Source organism: Mycobacterium sp. D16Q13, assembly GCF_002013375.1.
Taxonomy (GTDB): domain Bacteria; phylum Actinomycetota; class Actinomycetes; order Mycobacteriales; family Mycobacteriaceae; genus Mycobacterium.
Map to the genome: position 1 here is coordinate 135,177 of NZ_MAEW01000010.1, position 12,989 is coordinate 148,165.

The window sequence follows — 12,989 nt, forward strand, 5'->3', positions numbered from 1 at the left end:
CGCATCAAGGAGGGCAATGGCTGCCGGACGCCGGACGGCGACCATCGTTCTGACCAGCAGCCATGCCGCTCTCTCCTTGATCGCGGGACTGCTTTTTTTCTTCTTCGTGCTGCCCCGCTGGCCCGAACTGAACTGGGCCACCAGCCACGCCTTCGGTACCGGGCTGCGCATCCTCACGGGCCTACTGCTGGCGGCGGCCGGTGTCCCGGCCCTGCTCTCCTGGCGGCGGACTCGTCAGCCCGAGTTCGCGACGCCACAGCTGGCGCTCACGCTGCGCGCGGCCGCCTTCACCGGCCATTTCCTTGCCGGCGCCCTCATCGTAGGAACGGCGATCGCCGAGGTCTGGCTGAACCTGGACCGATTCGGCATCTGGGAATTCGGGGTATACGGCGCGGCAGCGGCCATCGGAATACTGGCCTTCGCGGCGTATCACCTGGCATTCGTGGCCGAGGCCCCAGAAAAGGAACGCACGCCTCGTCCCGCCAAGAAAAAAGCCACCGAGGTCGCGGAACCCAGCACAGGCACCGACGAGACCAAGGCAGCCGACGAGACCCTGATCGAGGAGTCTGAGGAGTCCGAGGCAGTGGAGCCGCCTGTCGATGAAACCGCAGAGGACACCAAAGCCGCCCCAGACATCGAGGACAACGAATCCCTCGAGCCGGCGCGCGGCCTGCGGAACCGTCGCACCCGCAAGTCCTAGGTCACGTCCTTACCCTGAGCGGACAAGACAAGCACCGAACCGTCCTTGGGCGCGAAGGCCTTGACATCCCACCCGCCCTTCGCGGTATTGGTGGACAGCATCCGGTCGAGTTCGTCGCTGCGTTCGAACTGCGCGGAGGAGGGCACACCCGTATCGAGTGTCTTCCACAGACGCGGTCTGGTAGCGAGCACCATGCTGGAGCGGAAGGGCGCGATGTACGCGGACAGCTGTTGCGGCGGCATTTCGATGATCGCGTCGACCCAGTACGTGGTATTCGGACCGGGCAGGGGCTGGTCACCGAAGAAGCCCTGCACCCATTCACCGGTCACCGGTTTCGGGAGCTTGGAGAATCGCTGCTCCAACGGTCCGGAGTCGTAGCGAATTGGCGATGCTCCGGTCTTTTGCGGCGTGTAGGAGGCCTGGGTGGAATCGGGCTCGTTCCATGACGAGCAGCCGCCCACCGCGAGCAGCGCAATGACACAGGTCGCCGCCCACCGCTTCATTCCTGCACGGTACCGGCGCGCCGCGATGTGGTTGCGAGTATCCAGATCGCCATCGCAAAGAACAGCAACGGATAGATGGCCGAGTCGAAGACCCTTTCCGCACGCGACATCTGCGCGATCACGGCGTCCCACGCGGTGATGTAGGAGCCGAAATCGGGGTCTATCCGCATAGCGCGGACGTACAGCACCCAGTACCACCACATGGACACGGTCACTGCGGCGATGGCCGTCATCGCGATCCACTGCCCCCGCTGAGCACCACGAGTGATCAGAACCTGGTTGACCAACAACACCATCAGCGGCACCGTCCACACCCAGTGATGTCCCCACGCCAGCGGGGAGACAACACAGCCGACCATTCCCACCACGGTGACCGCCAGCAGCTCCCGGCCATTCCGGTGGGCCCGCCGTGCGGCGGCCATCCCCAGCAGCGCGGCCCCACCCGCGAGAAGAACCCACAGCCACGTTGGCATGGGTTGTGGTGCATAGATATTCGATAACGCGCCACCGATCGACGCGTTGGCCGGATGGTCCAGTGAGCCGATATGTCCGGTGGTACGCACGGCACCCAGCCAGTAGTCGGACGAATCAGAGGGCAGCAGAATCCATCCCAGCGCCACGGTGCCCACCGCCGTCACCATCGCCGTCACCGCGGCCCGCCACTGACGGGAAATCACCAGGTACGGAACGAAGATGATCGCCGTGAGTTTGACCCCCGAAGCAACACCCACCGACCAGCCGCGCCACCGTGCGCCCTCGGGCCGGGTGAGGTCCCAGATGATGAGCGCGGCCAGCACGAGATTGACCTGCCCTTGCCATAACGTTCCATGGATCGGCTGAATATCCCAGGCCACCAAGTTCATTCCCACACACGCGACGACCAGGCGACCATCCGCCGAGAATCCGGAAACCCGCCAGCATCGCCAGATAATGGCGAAGAGCGCTCCCAGATTCACCAGGAACCAGATGACCTTGGCCACCCCCAGCGGAACGAAACCCAATGGGGCGAAAAGCAACCCCGCGAAGGGCGTATACGTGAACCACCCCGCGTCCGGAATCTCCGTGGCATACAACGGCTCACCGTGCAGAACCCGCAGACCGCCGAACCGGTAGGTCATCAGATCGCCACCGTTGCTGAATAATCCGAAGCTGTTGGGGGCATTCAGCGGAATGAGCCAATGCTGCACCAGCACGGCCACGACCCCGGCCGCGAGCCATGCGCCGGCTGCCCGCCACGACATACTGCGGACCGTCACTACTGCTTCCTATCGGTATCCCGGGATGGCTGAACGCGTTTCGGCTCGCCCGGCATCTTCGGGTAGTTCGGCGGATAGGGCATATCGCCGAGTCCATCCGCCTCGTCCCGTTCTACCATCTCAAGCAGCGGCTCGATCGATTGCGGCGCATCGTCCATATCGGCCATGGGGTCTGGACGTTTCCGGAGCAAATTGGGCACGGTCGCGATGGTGAAGTCGTCGGGCTCGGCGTCGACCAGCTCTTCCCACGTCAACGGGGTGGAAACGGTGGCGATCGGCGTTCGCCGCACCGAATAGGCCGATGCCATGGTGCGATCGCGCGCGTTCTGATTGAAATCGATGAAGATGCGCTCGCCGCGTTCTTCCTTCCACCACGACGTGGTCACCTGCTTGGGTGCACGACGTTCCACCTCGCGGGCCAGCGCGATACCGGCACGACGCACCTCGATGAAATCCCATTGGGTTTCGATGCGCAGATAGATGTGGATGCCGCGGCCCCCGGAGGTCTTCGGGTAGGCAACGAACCCCAGCTCGTCAAGCAGTGGGCGCAGCACGTCGAGTGCCACCGACTTGGCTTCGTCGAATCCGGTCCCCGGCTGCGGGTCCAGATCGATGCGCAGCTCATCGGGGTGATCCAGATCGGGATATCGCACCTGCCACGGATGCAGCGTCACTGTGCCCATCTGCGCTGCCCACACGATCGCGGCGGGCTTGGTCACCCGCAGGACCTCGGCGGTGCGACCCGAGGGAAAAGTCACCTCGCAGCTGTCCAAATAATCGCGATAGTGCTTGGGCAGCCGCTTTTGGTAGATCTCCTCGCCGTCGATGCCGTCGGGAAAACGCTGCAGGTGGGTGGGGCGGTCGCGCACCGCGTTCATCATCGGGCCGAGTGCCACGGTCCGGTAGTACTCGGCGAGGTGACGCTTGGTGCCGCCATCGGGGCCCAACTGGGGGAAATACACCTTGTCAGGGTTGCTCAGCCGGACGGCGATACCGTCGACATCCAGTTCCTCGGCGGGCGTGGGCATTACCGTCATCATATGGGAATGGACCTGCCCGTCATGCCTCCAATCGCCCCAATGCTTGCCAAACCTGTCGCAAAAATCCCGGGCGACGCGTCGTACGAGCCCAAGTGGGACGGGTTTAGGTCGATCGTCTTTCGTGATGGCAACGAGGTGGAACTGGGCAGTCGCAACGAAAAGCCGCTGACCCGGTACTTCCCCGAACTGGTGACGGCGGTACTGGCTGAGCTGCCCGAGCGCTGCGTGGTCGACGGCGAGATCGTGATCGCCACCGAGTCCGGGCTGGACTTCGAGGCGCTCCAGCAGCGGATTCACCCCGCGGATTCCCGGGTGCGGCTGCTGGCCGAGCAGACGCCCGCCTCCTTCATCGCTTTCGATCTGCTCGCGCTGGGCGACGAGGACTACACCGGGCGACCTTTCAGCGAGCGCCGTTCGGCCCTGACGCAGGCACTGTCTGGGGCCGGGACGTCCGTTCATCTCACCCCCGCCACCACCGACCAGGTCCTGGCACAACGCTGGTTCGAGGAGTTCGAGGGTGCCGGTACCGACGGTCTCATCGCGAAGCCGCTGACCATCGCGTACCAGCCCGACAAGCGCGTGATGTTCAAGATCAAACCCGAGCGGACCGCCGATTGCGTCGTGGCCGGGTATCGGGTGCATAAGTCGGGCGATGATGCCATTGGGTCACTGCTGCTCGGCCTGTATCAGCACGATGGTGCGTTGGCTTCGGTCGGCGTGATCGGCGCGTTCCCCATGGCCGAGCGCAAGCGACTCTTCCAGGAGCTGCAACCGCTGGTCACCTCCCTCGAGGATCACCCCTGGAACTGGGCGGCTCACCAGGCCGGTGAACGCACTCCGCAGAAGAACGCGGGCTCTCGCTGGAATGCCGGCAAGGACCTGTCGTTTGTGGCGTTACGTCCGGAGCGGGTAGTGGAGGTCCGCTACGACCATATGGAGGGTGTGCGGTTTCGCCACACCGCGCAATTCAATCGCTGGCGCCCGGATCGCGATCCACATTCCTGCACCTACGACCAACTCGAACGGCCAATCGCGTTCAGCCTCAACAATATTGTTCCGGGCCTGGTGTGACCGGTGCCGGGCGATTCGCGCCGAGTCCATCGGGTGACCTGCACATAGGCAACCTGCGCACCGCGTTGTTGGCATGGCTGATGGCACGCTCGACCGGCCGCAGGTTCCTCATGCGGGTGGAAGACCTGGATATTCGCACCAGCACCGTCGTAGCGGAACGCCAGCTGGCCGACCTCGCCGCGATCGGCCTGGAGTGGGATGCACCCGTGGTGTGGCAGACCAATCGGACCAGTGCCTACCGCGAGGTTCTCGACTCGCTGGACTCTCGCGGCCTGCTCTACGAATGCTATTGCAGCAGAAGAGATATCGCCCAAGCGCCGACGGCGCCGCATGGACCGCCGGGTGCTTATCCGGGCACCTGCCGAGAACTGTCGGAGTCGCAGCGCGCGCAGCGCCGTGCCGAACGCCCGCCCGCGCTGCGGCTGCGAACGGAGAACTCCACCGTCACCGTGTCGGACACATGGCACGGTGAATACACCGGCCTGGTCGACGATTTCGTAGTGCGCCGCGGTGACGGTGTGACCGCCTACAACGTCGCAGTGGTGGTCGACGATCACGCACAGGGCGTCGACCAGGTGGTACGCGGCGACGATCTACTGGCCTCCGCGCCCAGACAGGCCTACCTTGGCGCGCTGCTGGGTTACCCGGTGCCCACGTACGCCCATGTCCCGCTGGTTCTCAATACGGCGGGCGCACGACTGGCCAAACGCGATGGTGCGGTGACCATCGCCGATCTGGGTGCCCAGCGGGCATTCGGCTTGATATGCGAATCGCTCGGATACACGGCCGCGGACGCCGCCGACCTGCTGGGCCAGTTCGGCGCGGAGCGCATCCCGCGCGACCCGTGGATATACCCGGGCTGATCCGAAGCAGCCTGGTTGGCACGAATTCGTGTTAGCCTCCCGCGGTGTTTCGTGCCGTCGCGCTCGCACTTCTGGCACTACTGGCAGTAGCCGGTTGCGGGGGCCCGGCACAGGAAACGCTGCGGGTTGGCACCGAGGGGGTTTATGCGCCCTTCAGTTTCCATGATGAGCGCACCGGAGAGCTGACCGGATATGACGTGGATGTGGCTCGCGCTGTCGGCGAGAAACTGGGCCGTCCGGTGGAGTTCGTCGAGATCCCGTGGGACGCGATCTTTGCCGGATTGGACGCCGAGCGATTCGACGTCGTCGCCAACCAGGTGACGATCACCCCGGAGCGTAAGGCCAAGTACGACCTTTCCACGCCGTATGCGGTGGGCGAGGGCGTGATTGTCACCCGGGCCGACGACCACACCATTCACACGCTGGCAGATGTCCGCGGCAAGGTGGCCGCCGAGAATGCGACAAGCAACTGGTCGCAGATCGCCCGCGACGCCGGAGCCCGCGTGGAGACCGTCGAGGGCTTTACTCAATCCATCACGCTGCTGAGCCAGGGCAGGGTCGATGTCGTCATCAACGACAGCATCGCCGTCTACGCCTACTTGGCCAGCACCGGAGACCCGGCGGTGAAAATCGCGGGGACCACCGGTGAACGCAGTGAGCAGGGGTTCGCGGCCCGGAAGAACAGCGGTCTGCTGCCCGAGCTGGACAAGGCGCTGGATCAGCTGTCGGCCGACGGCACGTTGACCCGCATCTCCGAGAAGTACCTCAAGGCCGATGCCAGCGGCGCCCAGAAACCACAAGCGGGCCAGGGGAATTCCGGCCCGGGAAGGCCCAACACCCGGCTGGTTCTGGACAATCTGTGGCCGATGGCCCGCGCCATGCTCACGGTCACCCTTCCGCTGACCGCCATCAGCTTCACGATTGGGCTGGTCATCGCCCTCGGAGTGGCGCTGGCCCGTATGTCCCATCGGCGCGTGCTCTCCGGCCTGGCCCGGCTCTACATCTCGATCATCCGTGGCACACCACTGCTGCTTCAGCTGTTTCTTATCTTCTTCGCCCTGCCCGAATTCGGACTGAAGATCAGTCCATTTCCGGCCGCGGTCATCGCGTTCAGCCTCAACGTCGGCGGCTATGCCGCCGAAATCATCCGCTCGTCCATCCTGAGCATCCCCCGTGGACAGTGGGAGGCCGCCTCAAGCCTGGGCATGAGTTACAGCACCACGTTGTGGCGCATCGTCATTCCGCAAGCCAATCGTGTCGCGGTACCCCCGTTGTCCAACACGTTGATCTCGCTGGTGAAGGACACCTCACTGGCGTCGGCGATTCTGGTGACCGACGTCATGCGCACGGCACAGGTCGCCGCCGCGCCGACCTTTCAGTTCTTCACGCTCTACGTCACCGCCGGCGTCTACTACTGGATCGTCTGCATGGCGATGTCGGTGGTACAGGACAGGCTGGAGGAACGCTTGGCCAAGTCGGTTGCGCGCTAGGCGATACGCACCGGAAGATCGGCGAGCCCGCGCAGCGTGACATGGGGCTTGTAGCTGGGTTCACCGATCAACCACGCATCAGGGAACCGCGCCGTGATCGAGCTCAACGCCAGCTTGGCCTCCAATCGGGCCAGCGGAGCACCCAAGCAGAAGTGTGGTCCGTGTCCGAACGCAAGGTGCTTGATCTCCGCGCGATCGGGATCGAAGACATCCAGATCCGGGCCGATCTCCGGATCGCGTTGCGCGGCAGCAAGCATCAACAACACCCACTCGCCGTCGGGCAAGGTGAAGTCGCGAATGGTCATGTCGCCGTCGGCGACCCGGGCCACCATATGCACGGGCGGGTCATAGCGCAGCGTCTCCTCGATGACCGCAGGCGCTCGATCAGCGTTCTGCCCCAGCAGTTTCCACTGTGTCGGCGTCTGCAGCATGGCCAATGACGCGTTGGCGATCAGATTGACCGTGGTCTCGTGTCCGGCGATGAGCAGCAGCGTGCAGGTGGAGATGATTTCTTCCTCGGTGAGCTGATCGCCGGCCTCCTCCACCTGGATCAGCGCGGACAGCAGATCGTCACCGAGGTTGCGCCGGCGGGCCGCGATGAGGCGGGCGAAGTAGTCCCACATCCAATGGGCCGCCTGGAATCGTGCGTCCATATTGGCAGGCGCCTGACCGGTCAACGCGAAAACCGGGTCCAACCCCTGCGCGAGCAGCGCTGAGGCCCTGCCGAATTCAGGCTCGTCTTCGATCGGCACCCCAAGCATTCGGCAGATTACCGCGACAGGCAGCGGATAGGCGAAATCCGTGACCAGGTTGAAGGTGTCATACAGGGCGATGTCGTCCAGAAGCCGGTCCACGAGGGCCTGGATATCGTCGGCCATCGCGTTGATCACCTTGGGTGCGAATGCCTTCGACGCCAGCTTGCGCAACCGGGTGTGGTCGGGGGCATCCAGCCCCAGGAACGAGGGCCTGGCGATCAGGTTGGGATTCTGTGCAAGCTGTCGCTGGACGATCTTCGACTTGCGACGATCCGAGGACGCCTGTGGGTGGCGCAGCACGGCATTGCAGTCCGCGAAGGTGGCCAGCACACTGACGTCCATACCCGGCGGGTGCACCGGACCGGCCTGCGTCTGCTCGACCAGCTGGCTGTAGACCGGGTAGGGATTCGCACGATTGGCCGGGTCGAGCACCTGAAGCAACAGGGTGCCCGGGTCAGTCGTAGTAGGCATGTGTCCAGTGTGCGCCGGAATTCTGAGATGTGCCTGAGCTTTTTGGCTCAGCTGTAGTAGCGGCCCAGGGTCTCTTCGCGCAGCTCGGCGAATCGGCCGTCCACGATGCTGGCGCGGATGCGGTCCACCAGTCCGATGGTGAATCGCTCATTGTGGATGGTGGCCAAGGTGGAGCCCAACATCTCCTTGGCCTTGAACAGGTGGTGCATATAGGCCCGTGTGTAGTGCGTACAGGTGTAGCAGTCGCACTCGGCGTCGATCGGGGTGAAGTCCCGGCGGTACCTGGCCCCGGTGATGTTCACCCGGCCGTCGCGGGTATAGACGGCGGCGTTACGCGCGACGCGTGACGGAGACACACAGTCGAAGGTGTCCGCCCCCGCGGCCACCGCGGCGAAGAGATCGTCGGGCTCGCTGATTCCGAGCAGGTGACGCGGTTTGTGTTCGGGCAGTTCGGATGTCACCCAGCTGACGATGGTGCCGAGATTCTGCTTCTCCAGCGCGCCACCGATCCCGTAGCCATCGAAGCCTCGGCCTTCTTCGCTGACAAGCGATTCCAACCCACGTGCGGCCTGACGCCGCAGATCCTCGTACTGTGCGCCCTGCACCACGCCGAACAATGCCTGGTAGGGCTTGTTGGCACGCTCGCGCGTCAGCTTCTCGTGTTCGTCCAGGCACCGCTGCGCCCACTCGTGGGTGCGCTGTACCGAATCTTCTTGATATTCACGGGTGTTGATCAGCGTGGTGAGCTCGTCGAAGGCAAAGATGATGTCGGCACCCAACTGATGCTGAATCTGCATGGACACCTCGGGGGTGAACCTATGCGCGGACCCGTCCAGGTGCGACGTGAACGTGACACCGTCGTCATCGACATGCGCGAGCTTGTCCTTCTTCGCCCCGGTGCCCAGGGCACCCAGGACATCGTCGGAGCGGGCCCGGTCGACGTCCATCGCCATGACCTTGCGCGCCCCCGACCCGAGCGAGAGCACCTGAAACCCGCCGCTGTCCGTGAACGTCGGGCCCGGCCAGTTCATGAACGCCCCAAGCCCCCCGGCCTCGTCCACGATGTCGGGGCCGGGCTGCAGGTACAGGTGGTAGGCGTTGGCGAGCACGGCCTGGGCTCCGAGCGCGGCCATGGTTTCCGGCAGCACCGCCTTGACCGTGGCCTTGGTTCCGACGGCAATGAAGGCCGGGGTCTGGATGTCACCGTGCGGGGTGTGGATCACCCCGGCCCGGCCCGCGGTTCCGGGCAGGGTGGCGTCGACGGCGAAGTACTGATCAGTCATCGGGGGTTATTTTGCCCTGGGCGGGTCGTACCCCTGGGTCGTAGGCTCAAGGCCATGACAACGACGTCGGATCTTCTCGCGCTGGAGCATGGCACCACCACCCCAGAAGCCCTGGCTTTCTTCGACAATCTGGCACCCGTGCGATCAGAGGAATTGATCGGCCAGCGCTGGCATGGCGGTGAGGTGCCCACTGGGCATTCGATGGACGGCATCCTGACCGTGTCGGGCTGGTACGGCAAGCAGTTCGACGACCTGGACCACGTGCATCCGCTGCTGTTCAGCGATGGTGGTGGCGACATCTTCGCGGTGGATCCGATGCTGGCACCGATGGGGCTCGCGGGCCGGATCAGCGGCCTGACCGAGTCCCCGATGGTCAAGCGGACCTCGCCGACAGCGTTGTCCGCGCTCAAGCCACTGATCAGGACCAACAAGCACCGCGCGCGGCTGCGCAACATCGAGTTCCGCGGCGCCGTCAGTGCGGCCATGGTCTACGACCACAAGGCGATCATCGACCACTTCCGCAAGGTCGACGACGCCACGCTGCTGGGCATCATGGACCTGCGGGACATGGAGCAGCCGTACTTCTTCACGTTGCGCCGAGACTGAACGCGGTTGCCCCATCGCCTAGGAGTCCTCGCGGCCTGATCGCGTCTAAGCTGCCTCGGTGAGGGCGCTGAAATGATCTTGTTCGAGCGGTCTTTCGCCTATACACCGCTGCACGTGTGGGGTGTGATGGTCGATCCCGATCTGTGGTCGCTACACACCACCGGGTTTCGGCCCGAGGTCGGTTGCGAGTACCGCATCACCCACCCAGCCATCCTGGGCACTCGGCTACTCGGCACCGGCGACTGCACAGTCGTCGCCGCGGATCCGGGTGCGCTGCTCTCTGTGCAGTTCGTCGGCGCGGTACGAGAAGGCGAATCCGCCCGCTGGACCATCAGCCACCGCCTCACCGCCGAGAATGGCGCGACCACTCTCACGACGTATCTGGAAGGGGTCGACATCAACGATCACTCCGAGAAGGTGCTGATGCGCATCGTGACCGAGAGCACGGCGCGATCCGCACACCTGCTCGGTGAACGGCTGGCGGACCGCTACCGGATACCGGGCAAGGGCACCGCCGCCGGTCAAGCGGCTCCACGCGGCGAGCAAGAAAATACCCCCAAACTGCGTCAACAGTCAGAGGGTAATGGCGGTGGCGGAGGGATTTGAACCCTCGGACGGGGGTTACCCGTCACACGCTTTCGAGGCGTGCTCCTTAGGCCGCTCGGACACGCCACCGCCGAAGAGACTACAGGCAGGCCGGCCCGATCCCCCAATCGGTTGACCCGGCCACCGGCGACAGGCGCGGCTGCCGCCGCAAGCGAAAGCGCTATATCGCGTTATCACCCGGCGGCGTTAGCAACGCGCCAGCCATATGCGTGAAGTCGCATGGCTGGCAGGAAACTCCCAGCGTGCTGTACGAAATCAGCGGCGTGGCTCCAAGGAAAGTGGCCTTCCATCTTGCTTGTGCAGGTTCTCGTTGGCATCGCGATATCCGCCTCTCGGGGCGGGCGGACGCCGCCGGGCCATCAGCGAGACCGGCACGAGGAGATCGACACCATCACGATGGGAAGGCCCTGACCAATGAAAATTCTTGTAGGAATCGCAGCATCCGCGGCCATCGCCGCGAGCACGCTCGGCCTCGCGGCGACGGCCGACGCGGCACCGGCGCTCCCAGCCCCCAACTACCACTGGTGCCCGGGCGAGTTCTGGAATCCGATCTGGGGATTCAACTGGGAATTCGGCGAATGCCACGACGACTGGCATCGCGACCGCGACGGAGACTGGCACGACCGCGACTGGCGCGGCGATCGTGGCGACTGGCATGACCATGACCGCGGCGACTGGGGGCATGGCCACGATCGCGACTGGAGGCCCTAGCCCAACGTCATCGAGAAGCAACCCCGCCCGCCGGACTCGCTCCAGTGGGTGGGGTTGTTTGCCTTGCACCGCCACAACGCAATGGGTGGGCAATAAGATCCATACGAAATATCTTGACTGACAGCAGGTTTACAGCTCACTGTACGCATAGCGCACGTTGATTGCCAGCAAAGAATGCTTTGCTTTCTTTATGAAAATTCTCGTTGGACTTGCCGCTTCCGCAGCCATAGCCGCAGGCGGGCTCGGCCTCGCCGCGACCGCCAATGCCGCCCCGGCTCCAGAGCTTCCGGCGCCCACGTATCACTGGTGTCCCGGCGAGTTCTGGAATCCGATCTGGGGCTTCAACATGAACTGGGGCGAATGCCACGCCGACGGCATCCTCGACCGCGACCGTCCTGGCGACTGGCGCGGCGACGACGGCCGCTGGCGCAACAACGGCCCCGGCCCGGGTGACAACCGCGGACCCGACCGTGGACCCGATCGCGGTCCCGACCGTGGACCCGGCAACGACTGGCACCGCTAAACCTCCTGAATCGGCCCGTCCGGCGTGCGACCCCGACTCATCAGCGCCGGGCGGGCCACTTACCTTTTCGCCGCGAAGAAGCTCTCGAGCAGGGCTGCACACTCGTCGGCAAGCACGCCGCCGCGCACCTCCGGGCGGTGCACCTGCCGACGGTCCCGCACCACATCCCACAGCGATCCCACCGCTCCGGTCTTGGGTTCCCAGGCCCCGAAGACCACCCGGCCAACCCGCGCAAGCACTAACGCACCGGCGCACATGGTGCATGGCTCGACGGTCACCGCCAGCGTCGTCCCCTCCAGCCGCCAGCCGTCACCATGCTTCGCGGCGGCCTCGCGCAACGCGAGAACTTCGGCATGTGCCGTCGGATCACCCAGGCGTTCACGAGCATTGGCGGTGCGGGCCAGCTCTGTTCCGTCTGCGGCATAGATCACCGCACCGATCGGCACGTCGTCGGCACCAGCCTCCCCGGCGGCCACCAGCGCCGCGCGAATCAGCGCCTCGTCATCCGGAAACGTCACCGATCTAGCTTGTCGAGCACCGCACCGAACTCGTCGGCGAAGCCCATGCGCGCCGCGATCATCCCGAGTTGCTCATCGGGATAGAGATCCGTCTCACTGAGGATCACGCTGAGTACCGGCTCGGGCAGCCCGATATCGGAGAGCAGGCCCAGATCGCCTTCCTCCCACGGATCGACCTCGTCCAGCTCATCGGAATCGAGCTCCGGGACAGGAATATTCAGCCGCTCTAACACCTCGGCGGCGATGTCGTAGTCGATGGCCGCCGTGGCGTCGGAAAGCAGCAGATGCGTTCCCGCAGGTGCCGGGCGGATAATGATGAAGAACTCCTCATCCACATCCAGCAGGCCGAACACGGCACCAGCGCTGCGCAATTCGCGTAGCTCGGTTTCGGCTGCCGCCAAATCGGTGAGCGCTCCAGCCTTCAACGATGTCACCCGCCAGCGGCCCTCTTCACGAACGACGGCCACGCCGAAGCCCTCCAGGCTTTCGGCGCTGGGCCCTGCGGCCTTGGCACGTTGTGCGTCCATGGGCAATACGGTAGTGCCCCACCCCGTGTTGTGACCACAAACAACTTGGTCACGTGTGCCAACCTG

At 64.6% G+C, this 12,989-nt stretch carries 15 protein-coding genes and 1 tRNA gene; 8 read left to right on the forward strand and 8 right to left on the reverse strand.

Going from position 1 to position 12,989, the window contains the following annotated elements:
- Nucleotides 1-16 precede the first annotated feature (16 nt).
- Nucleotides 17-700, forward strand: coding sequence for a lipid uptake coordinator LucA (gene lucA / locus B4400_RS11645; RefSeq protein ID WP_078311212.1), 684 nt, complete (start codon nt 17-19; stop codon nt 698-700).
- Here the strand turns inward: lucA and B4400_RS11650 are convergent.
- The 3 genes from B4400_RS11650 to ligD are packed head-to-tail and all read right to left on the reverse strand — an operon-like array spanning nt 697 to nt 3,487.
- Complete coding sequence (locus tag B4400_RS11650) at nt 697-1,203, reverse strand: hypothetical protein (RefSeq protein ID WP_078311213.1); 507 nt, start codon at nt 1,201-1,203, stop codon at nt 697-699. The two genes, lucA and B4400_RS11650, sit on opposite strands and share 4 nt — an antisense overlap.
- Complete coding sequence (locus tag B4400_RS11655; protein ID WP_078311214.1) at nt 1,200-2,459, reverse strand: glycosyltransferase 87 family protein; 1,260 nt, start codon at nt 2,457-2,459, stop codon at nt 1,200-1,202. The genes B4400_RS11650 and B4400_RS11655 overlap by 4 nt, the downstream gene beginning before the upstream one ends.
- Nucleotides 2,459-3,487 carry a non-homologous end-joining DNA ligase gene (ligD, locus tag B4400_RS11660; RefSeq protein ID WP_078311215.1) on the reverse strand — a complete coding sequence of 343 codons (1,029 nt, stop codon included), beginning with the start codon at nt 3,485-3,487 and terminating at the stop codon, nt 2,459-2,461. Before ligD ends, B4400_RS11655 begins: the two co-directional genes overlap by 1 nt.
- An 18-nt stretch (nt 3,488-3,505) precedes the next feature.
- Between ligD and B4400_RS11665 the strand changes: the two genes are divergently transcribed.
- The 3 genes from B4400_RS11665 to B4400_RS11675 are packed head-to-tail and all read left to right on the forward strand — an operon-like array spanning nt 3,506 to nt 6,923.
- Nucleotides 3,506-4,570, forward strand: a complete 1,065-nt coding sequence (locus B4400_RS11665; protein WP_078311216.1) for an ATP-dependent DNA ligase — start codon at nt 3,506-3,508, stop codon at nt 4,568-4,570.
- Nucleotides 4,567-5,433, forward strand: coding sequence for a tRNA glutamyl-Q(34) synthetase GluQRS (gene gluQRS / locus B4400_RS11670; RefSeq protein ID WP_078311217.1), 867 nt, complete (start codon nt 4,567-4,569; stop codon nt 5,431-5,433). Before B4400_RS11665 ends, gluQRS begins: the two co-directional genes overlap by 4 nt.
- Nucleotides 5,434-5,477: 44 nt before the next feature.
- A complete protein-coding gene (locus tag B4400_RS11675; RefSeq protein ID WP_078311218.1) occupies nt 5,478-6,923 on the forward strand; it encodes an ABC transporter permease subunit in 1,446 nt (481 codons plus the stop codon).
- Here B4400_RS11675 and B4400_RS11680 read toward each other — a convergent pair.
- Both B4400_RS11680 and tgt read right to left on the reverse strand, forming a co-directional pair.
- Nucleotides 6,920-8,149 carry a cytochrome P450 gene (locus B4400_RS11680; RefSeq protein ID WP_078311219.1) on the reverse strand — a complete coding sequence of 410 codons (1,230 nt, stop codon included), beginning with the start codon at nt 8,147-8,149 and terminating at the stop codon, nt 6,920-6,922. The genes B4400_RS11675 and B4400_RS11680 overlap by 4 nt on opposite strands.
- Before the next feature lie 47 nt (nt 8,150-8,196).
- Nucleotides 8,197-9,432, reverse strand: coding sequence for a tRNA guanosine(34) transglycosylase Tgt (tgt, locus tag B4400_RS11685; RefSeq protein WP_078311220.1), 1,236 nt, complete (start codon nt 9,430-9,432; stop codon nt 8,197-8,199).
- Nucleotides 9,433-9,486: 54 nt separating this feature from the next.
- Between tgt and B4400_RS11690 the strand changes: the two genes are divergently transcribed.
- Together B4400_RS11690 and B4400_RS24905 are read left to right on the forward strand one after the other, a co-directional pair.
- On the forward strand, nt 9,487-10,038 hold the full coding sequence (locus B4400_RS11690) for a DUF4334 domain-containing protein (RefSeq protein ID WP_078311221.1): 552 nt from the start codon (nt 9,487-9,489) through the stop codon (nt 10,036-10,038).
- Nucleotides 10,039-10,110: 72 nt separating this feature from the next.
- Nucleotides 10,111-10,644, forward strand: a complete 534-nt coding sequence (locus B4400_RS24905) for an SRPBCC family protein (protein WP_286151289.1) — start codon at nt 10,111-10,113, stop codon at nt 10,642-10,644.
- On the opposite strand, the gene B4400_RS11705 is transcribed toward B4400_RS24905, so the two are convergent.
- A tRNA-Ser gene (locus B4400_RS11705) sits at nt 10,623-10,713 on the reverse strand. The two genes, B4400_RS24905 and B4400_RS11705, sit on opposite strands and share 22 nt — an antisense overlap.
- Before the next feature lie 345 nt (nt 10,714-11,058).
- Here B4400_RS11705 and B4400_RS11710 point away from each other — a divergent pair.
- Both B4400_RS11710 and B4400_RS11715 read left to right on the forward strand, forming a co-directional pair.
- Nucleotides 11,059-11,355, forward strand: a complete 297-nt coding sequence (locus B4400_RS11710; RefSeq protein ID WP_070951672.1) for an Mtp family mycobacterial-type pilin — start codon at nt 11,059-11,061, stop codon at nt 11,353-11,355.
- Between the two features lie 190 nt (nt 11,356-11,545).
- Entirely contained in the window at nt 11,546-11,878 is a 333-nt protein-coding gene (locus tag B4400_RS11715; RefSeq protein ID WP_078311223.1) for an Mtp family mycobacterial-type pilin, read from the forward strand.
- A 59-nt stretch (nt 11,879-11,937) separates the two neighbouring features.
- Here the strand turns inward: B4400_RS11715 and B4400_RS11720 are convergent, their stop codons facing one another.
- Both B4400_RS11720 and B4400_RS11725 read right to left on the reverse strand, forming a co-directional pair.
- Nucleotides 11,938-12,396 carry a nucleoside deaminase gene (locus tag B4400_RS11720; protein ID WP_078311224.1) on the reverse strand — a complete coding sequence of 153 codons (459 nt, stop codon included), beginning with the start codon at nt 12,394-12,396 and terminating at the stop codon, nt 11,938-11,940.
- Nucleotides 12,393-12,923: a tRNA adenosine deaminase-associated protein gene (locus B4400_RS11725; protein WP_057967397.1), complete on the reverse strand. Its 531-nt coding sequence runs from the start codon at nt 12,921-12,923 to the stop codon at nt 12,393-12,395. The genes B4400_RS11720 and B4400_RS11725 overlap by 4 nt, the downstream gene beginning before the upstream one ends.
- Nucleotides 12,924-12,989: the final 66 nt, after the last annotated feature.

Coding starts and splice junctions, on each gene's coding strand:
- lucA (WP_078311212.1), top strand. CDS start 17: ATGGCTGCCGGACGCCGGACGGCGACCATCGTTCTGACCAGCAGCCAT.
- B4400_RS11650 (WP_078311213.1), bottom strand. CDS start 1,203: ATGAAGCGGTGGGCGGCGACCTGTGTCATTGCGCTGCTCGCGGTGGGC.
- ligD (WP_078311215.1), bottom strand. CDS start 3,487: ATGCCCACGCCCGCCGAGGAACTGGATGTCGACGGTATCGCCGTCCGG.
- B4400_RS11665 (WP_078311216.1), top strand. CDS start 3,506: ATGGACCTGCCCGTCATGCCTCCAATCGCCCCAATGCTTGCCAAACCT.
- B4400_RS11680 (WP_078311219.1), bottom strand. CDS start 8,149: ATGCCTACTACGACTGACCCGGGCACCCTGTTGCTTCAGGTGCTCGAC.
- tgt (WP_078311220.1), bottom strand. CDS start 9,432: ATGACTGATCAGTACTTCGCCGTCGACGCCACCCTGCCCGGAACCGCG.
- B4400_RS11690 (WP_078311221.1), top strand. CDS start 9,487: ATGACAACGACGTCGGATCTTCTCGCGCTGGAGCATGGCACCACCACC.
- B4400_RS24905 (WP_286151289.1), top strand. CDS start 10,111: ATGATCTTGTTCGAGCGGTCTTTCGCCTATACACCGCTGCACGTGTGG.
- B4400_RS11710 (WP_070951672.1), top strand. CDS start 11,059: ATGAAAATTCTTGTAGGAATCGCAGCATCCGCGGCCATCGCCGCGAGC.
- B4400_RS11715 (WP_078311223.1), top strand. CDS start 11,546: ATGAAAATTCTCGTTGGACTTGCCGCTTCCGCAGCCATAGCCGCAGGC.
- B4400_RS11725 (WP_057967397.1), bottom strand. CDS start 12,923: ATGGACGCACAACGTGCCAAGGCCGCAGGGCCCAGCGCCGAAAGCCTG.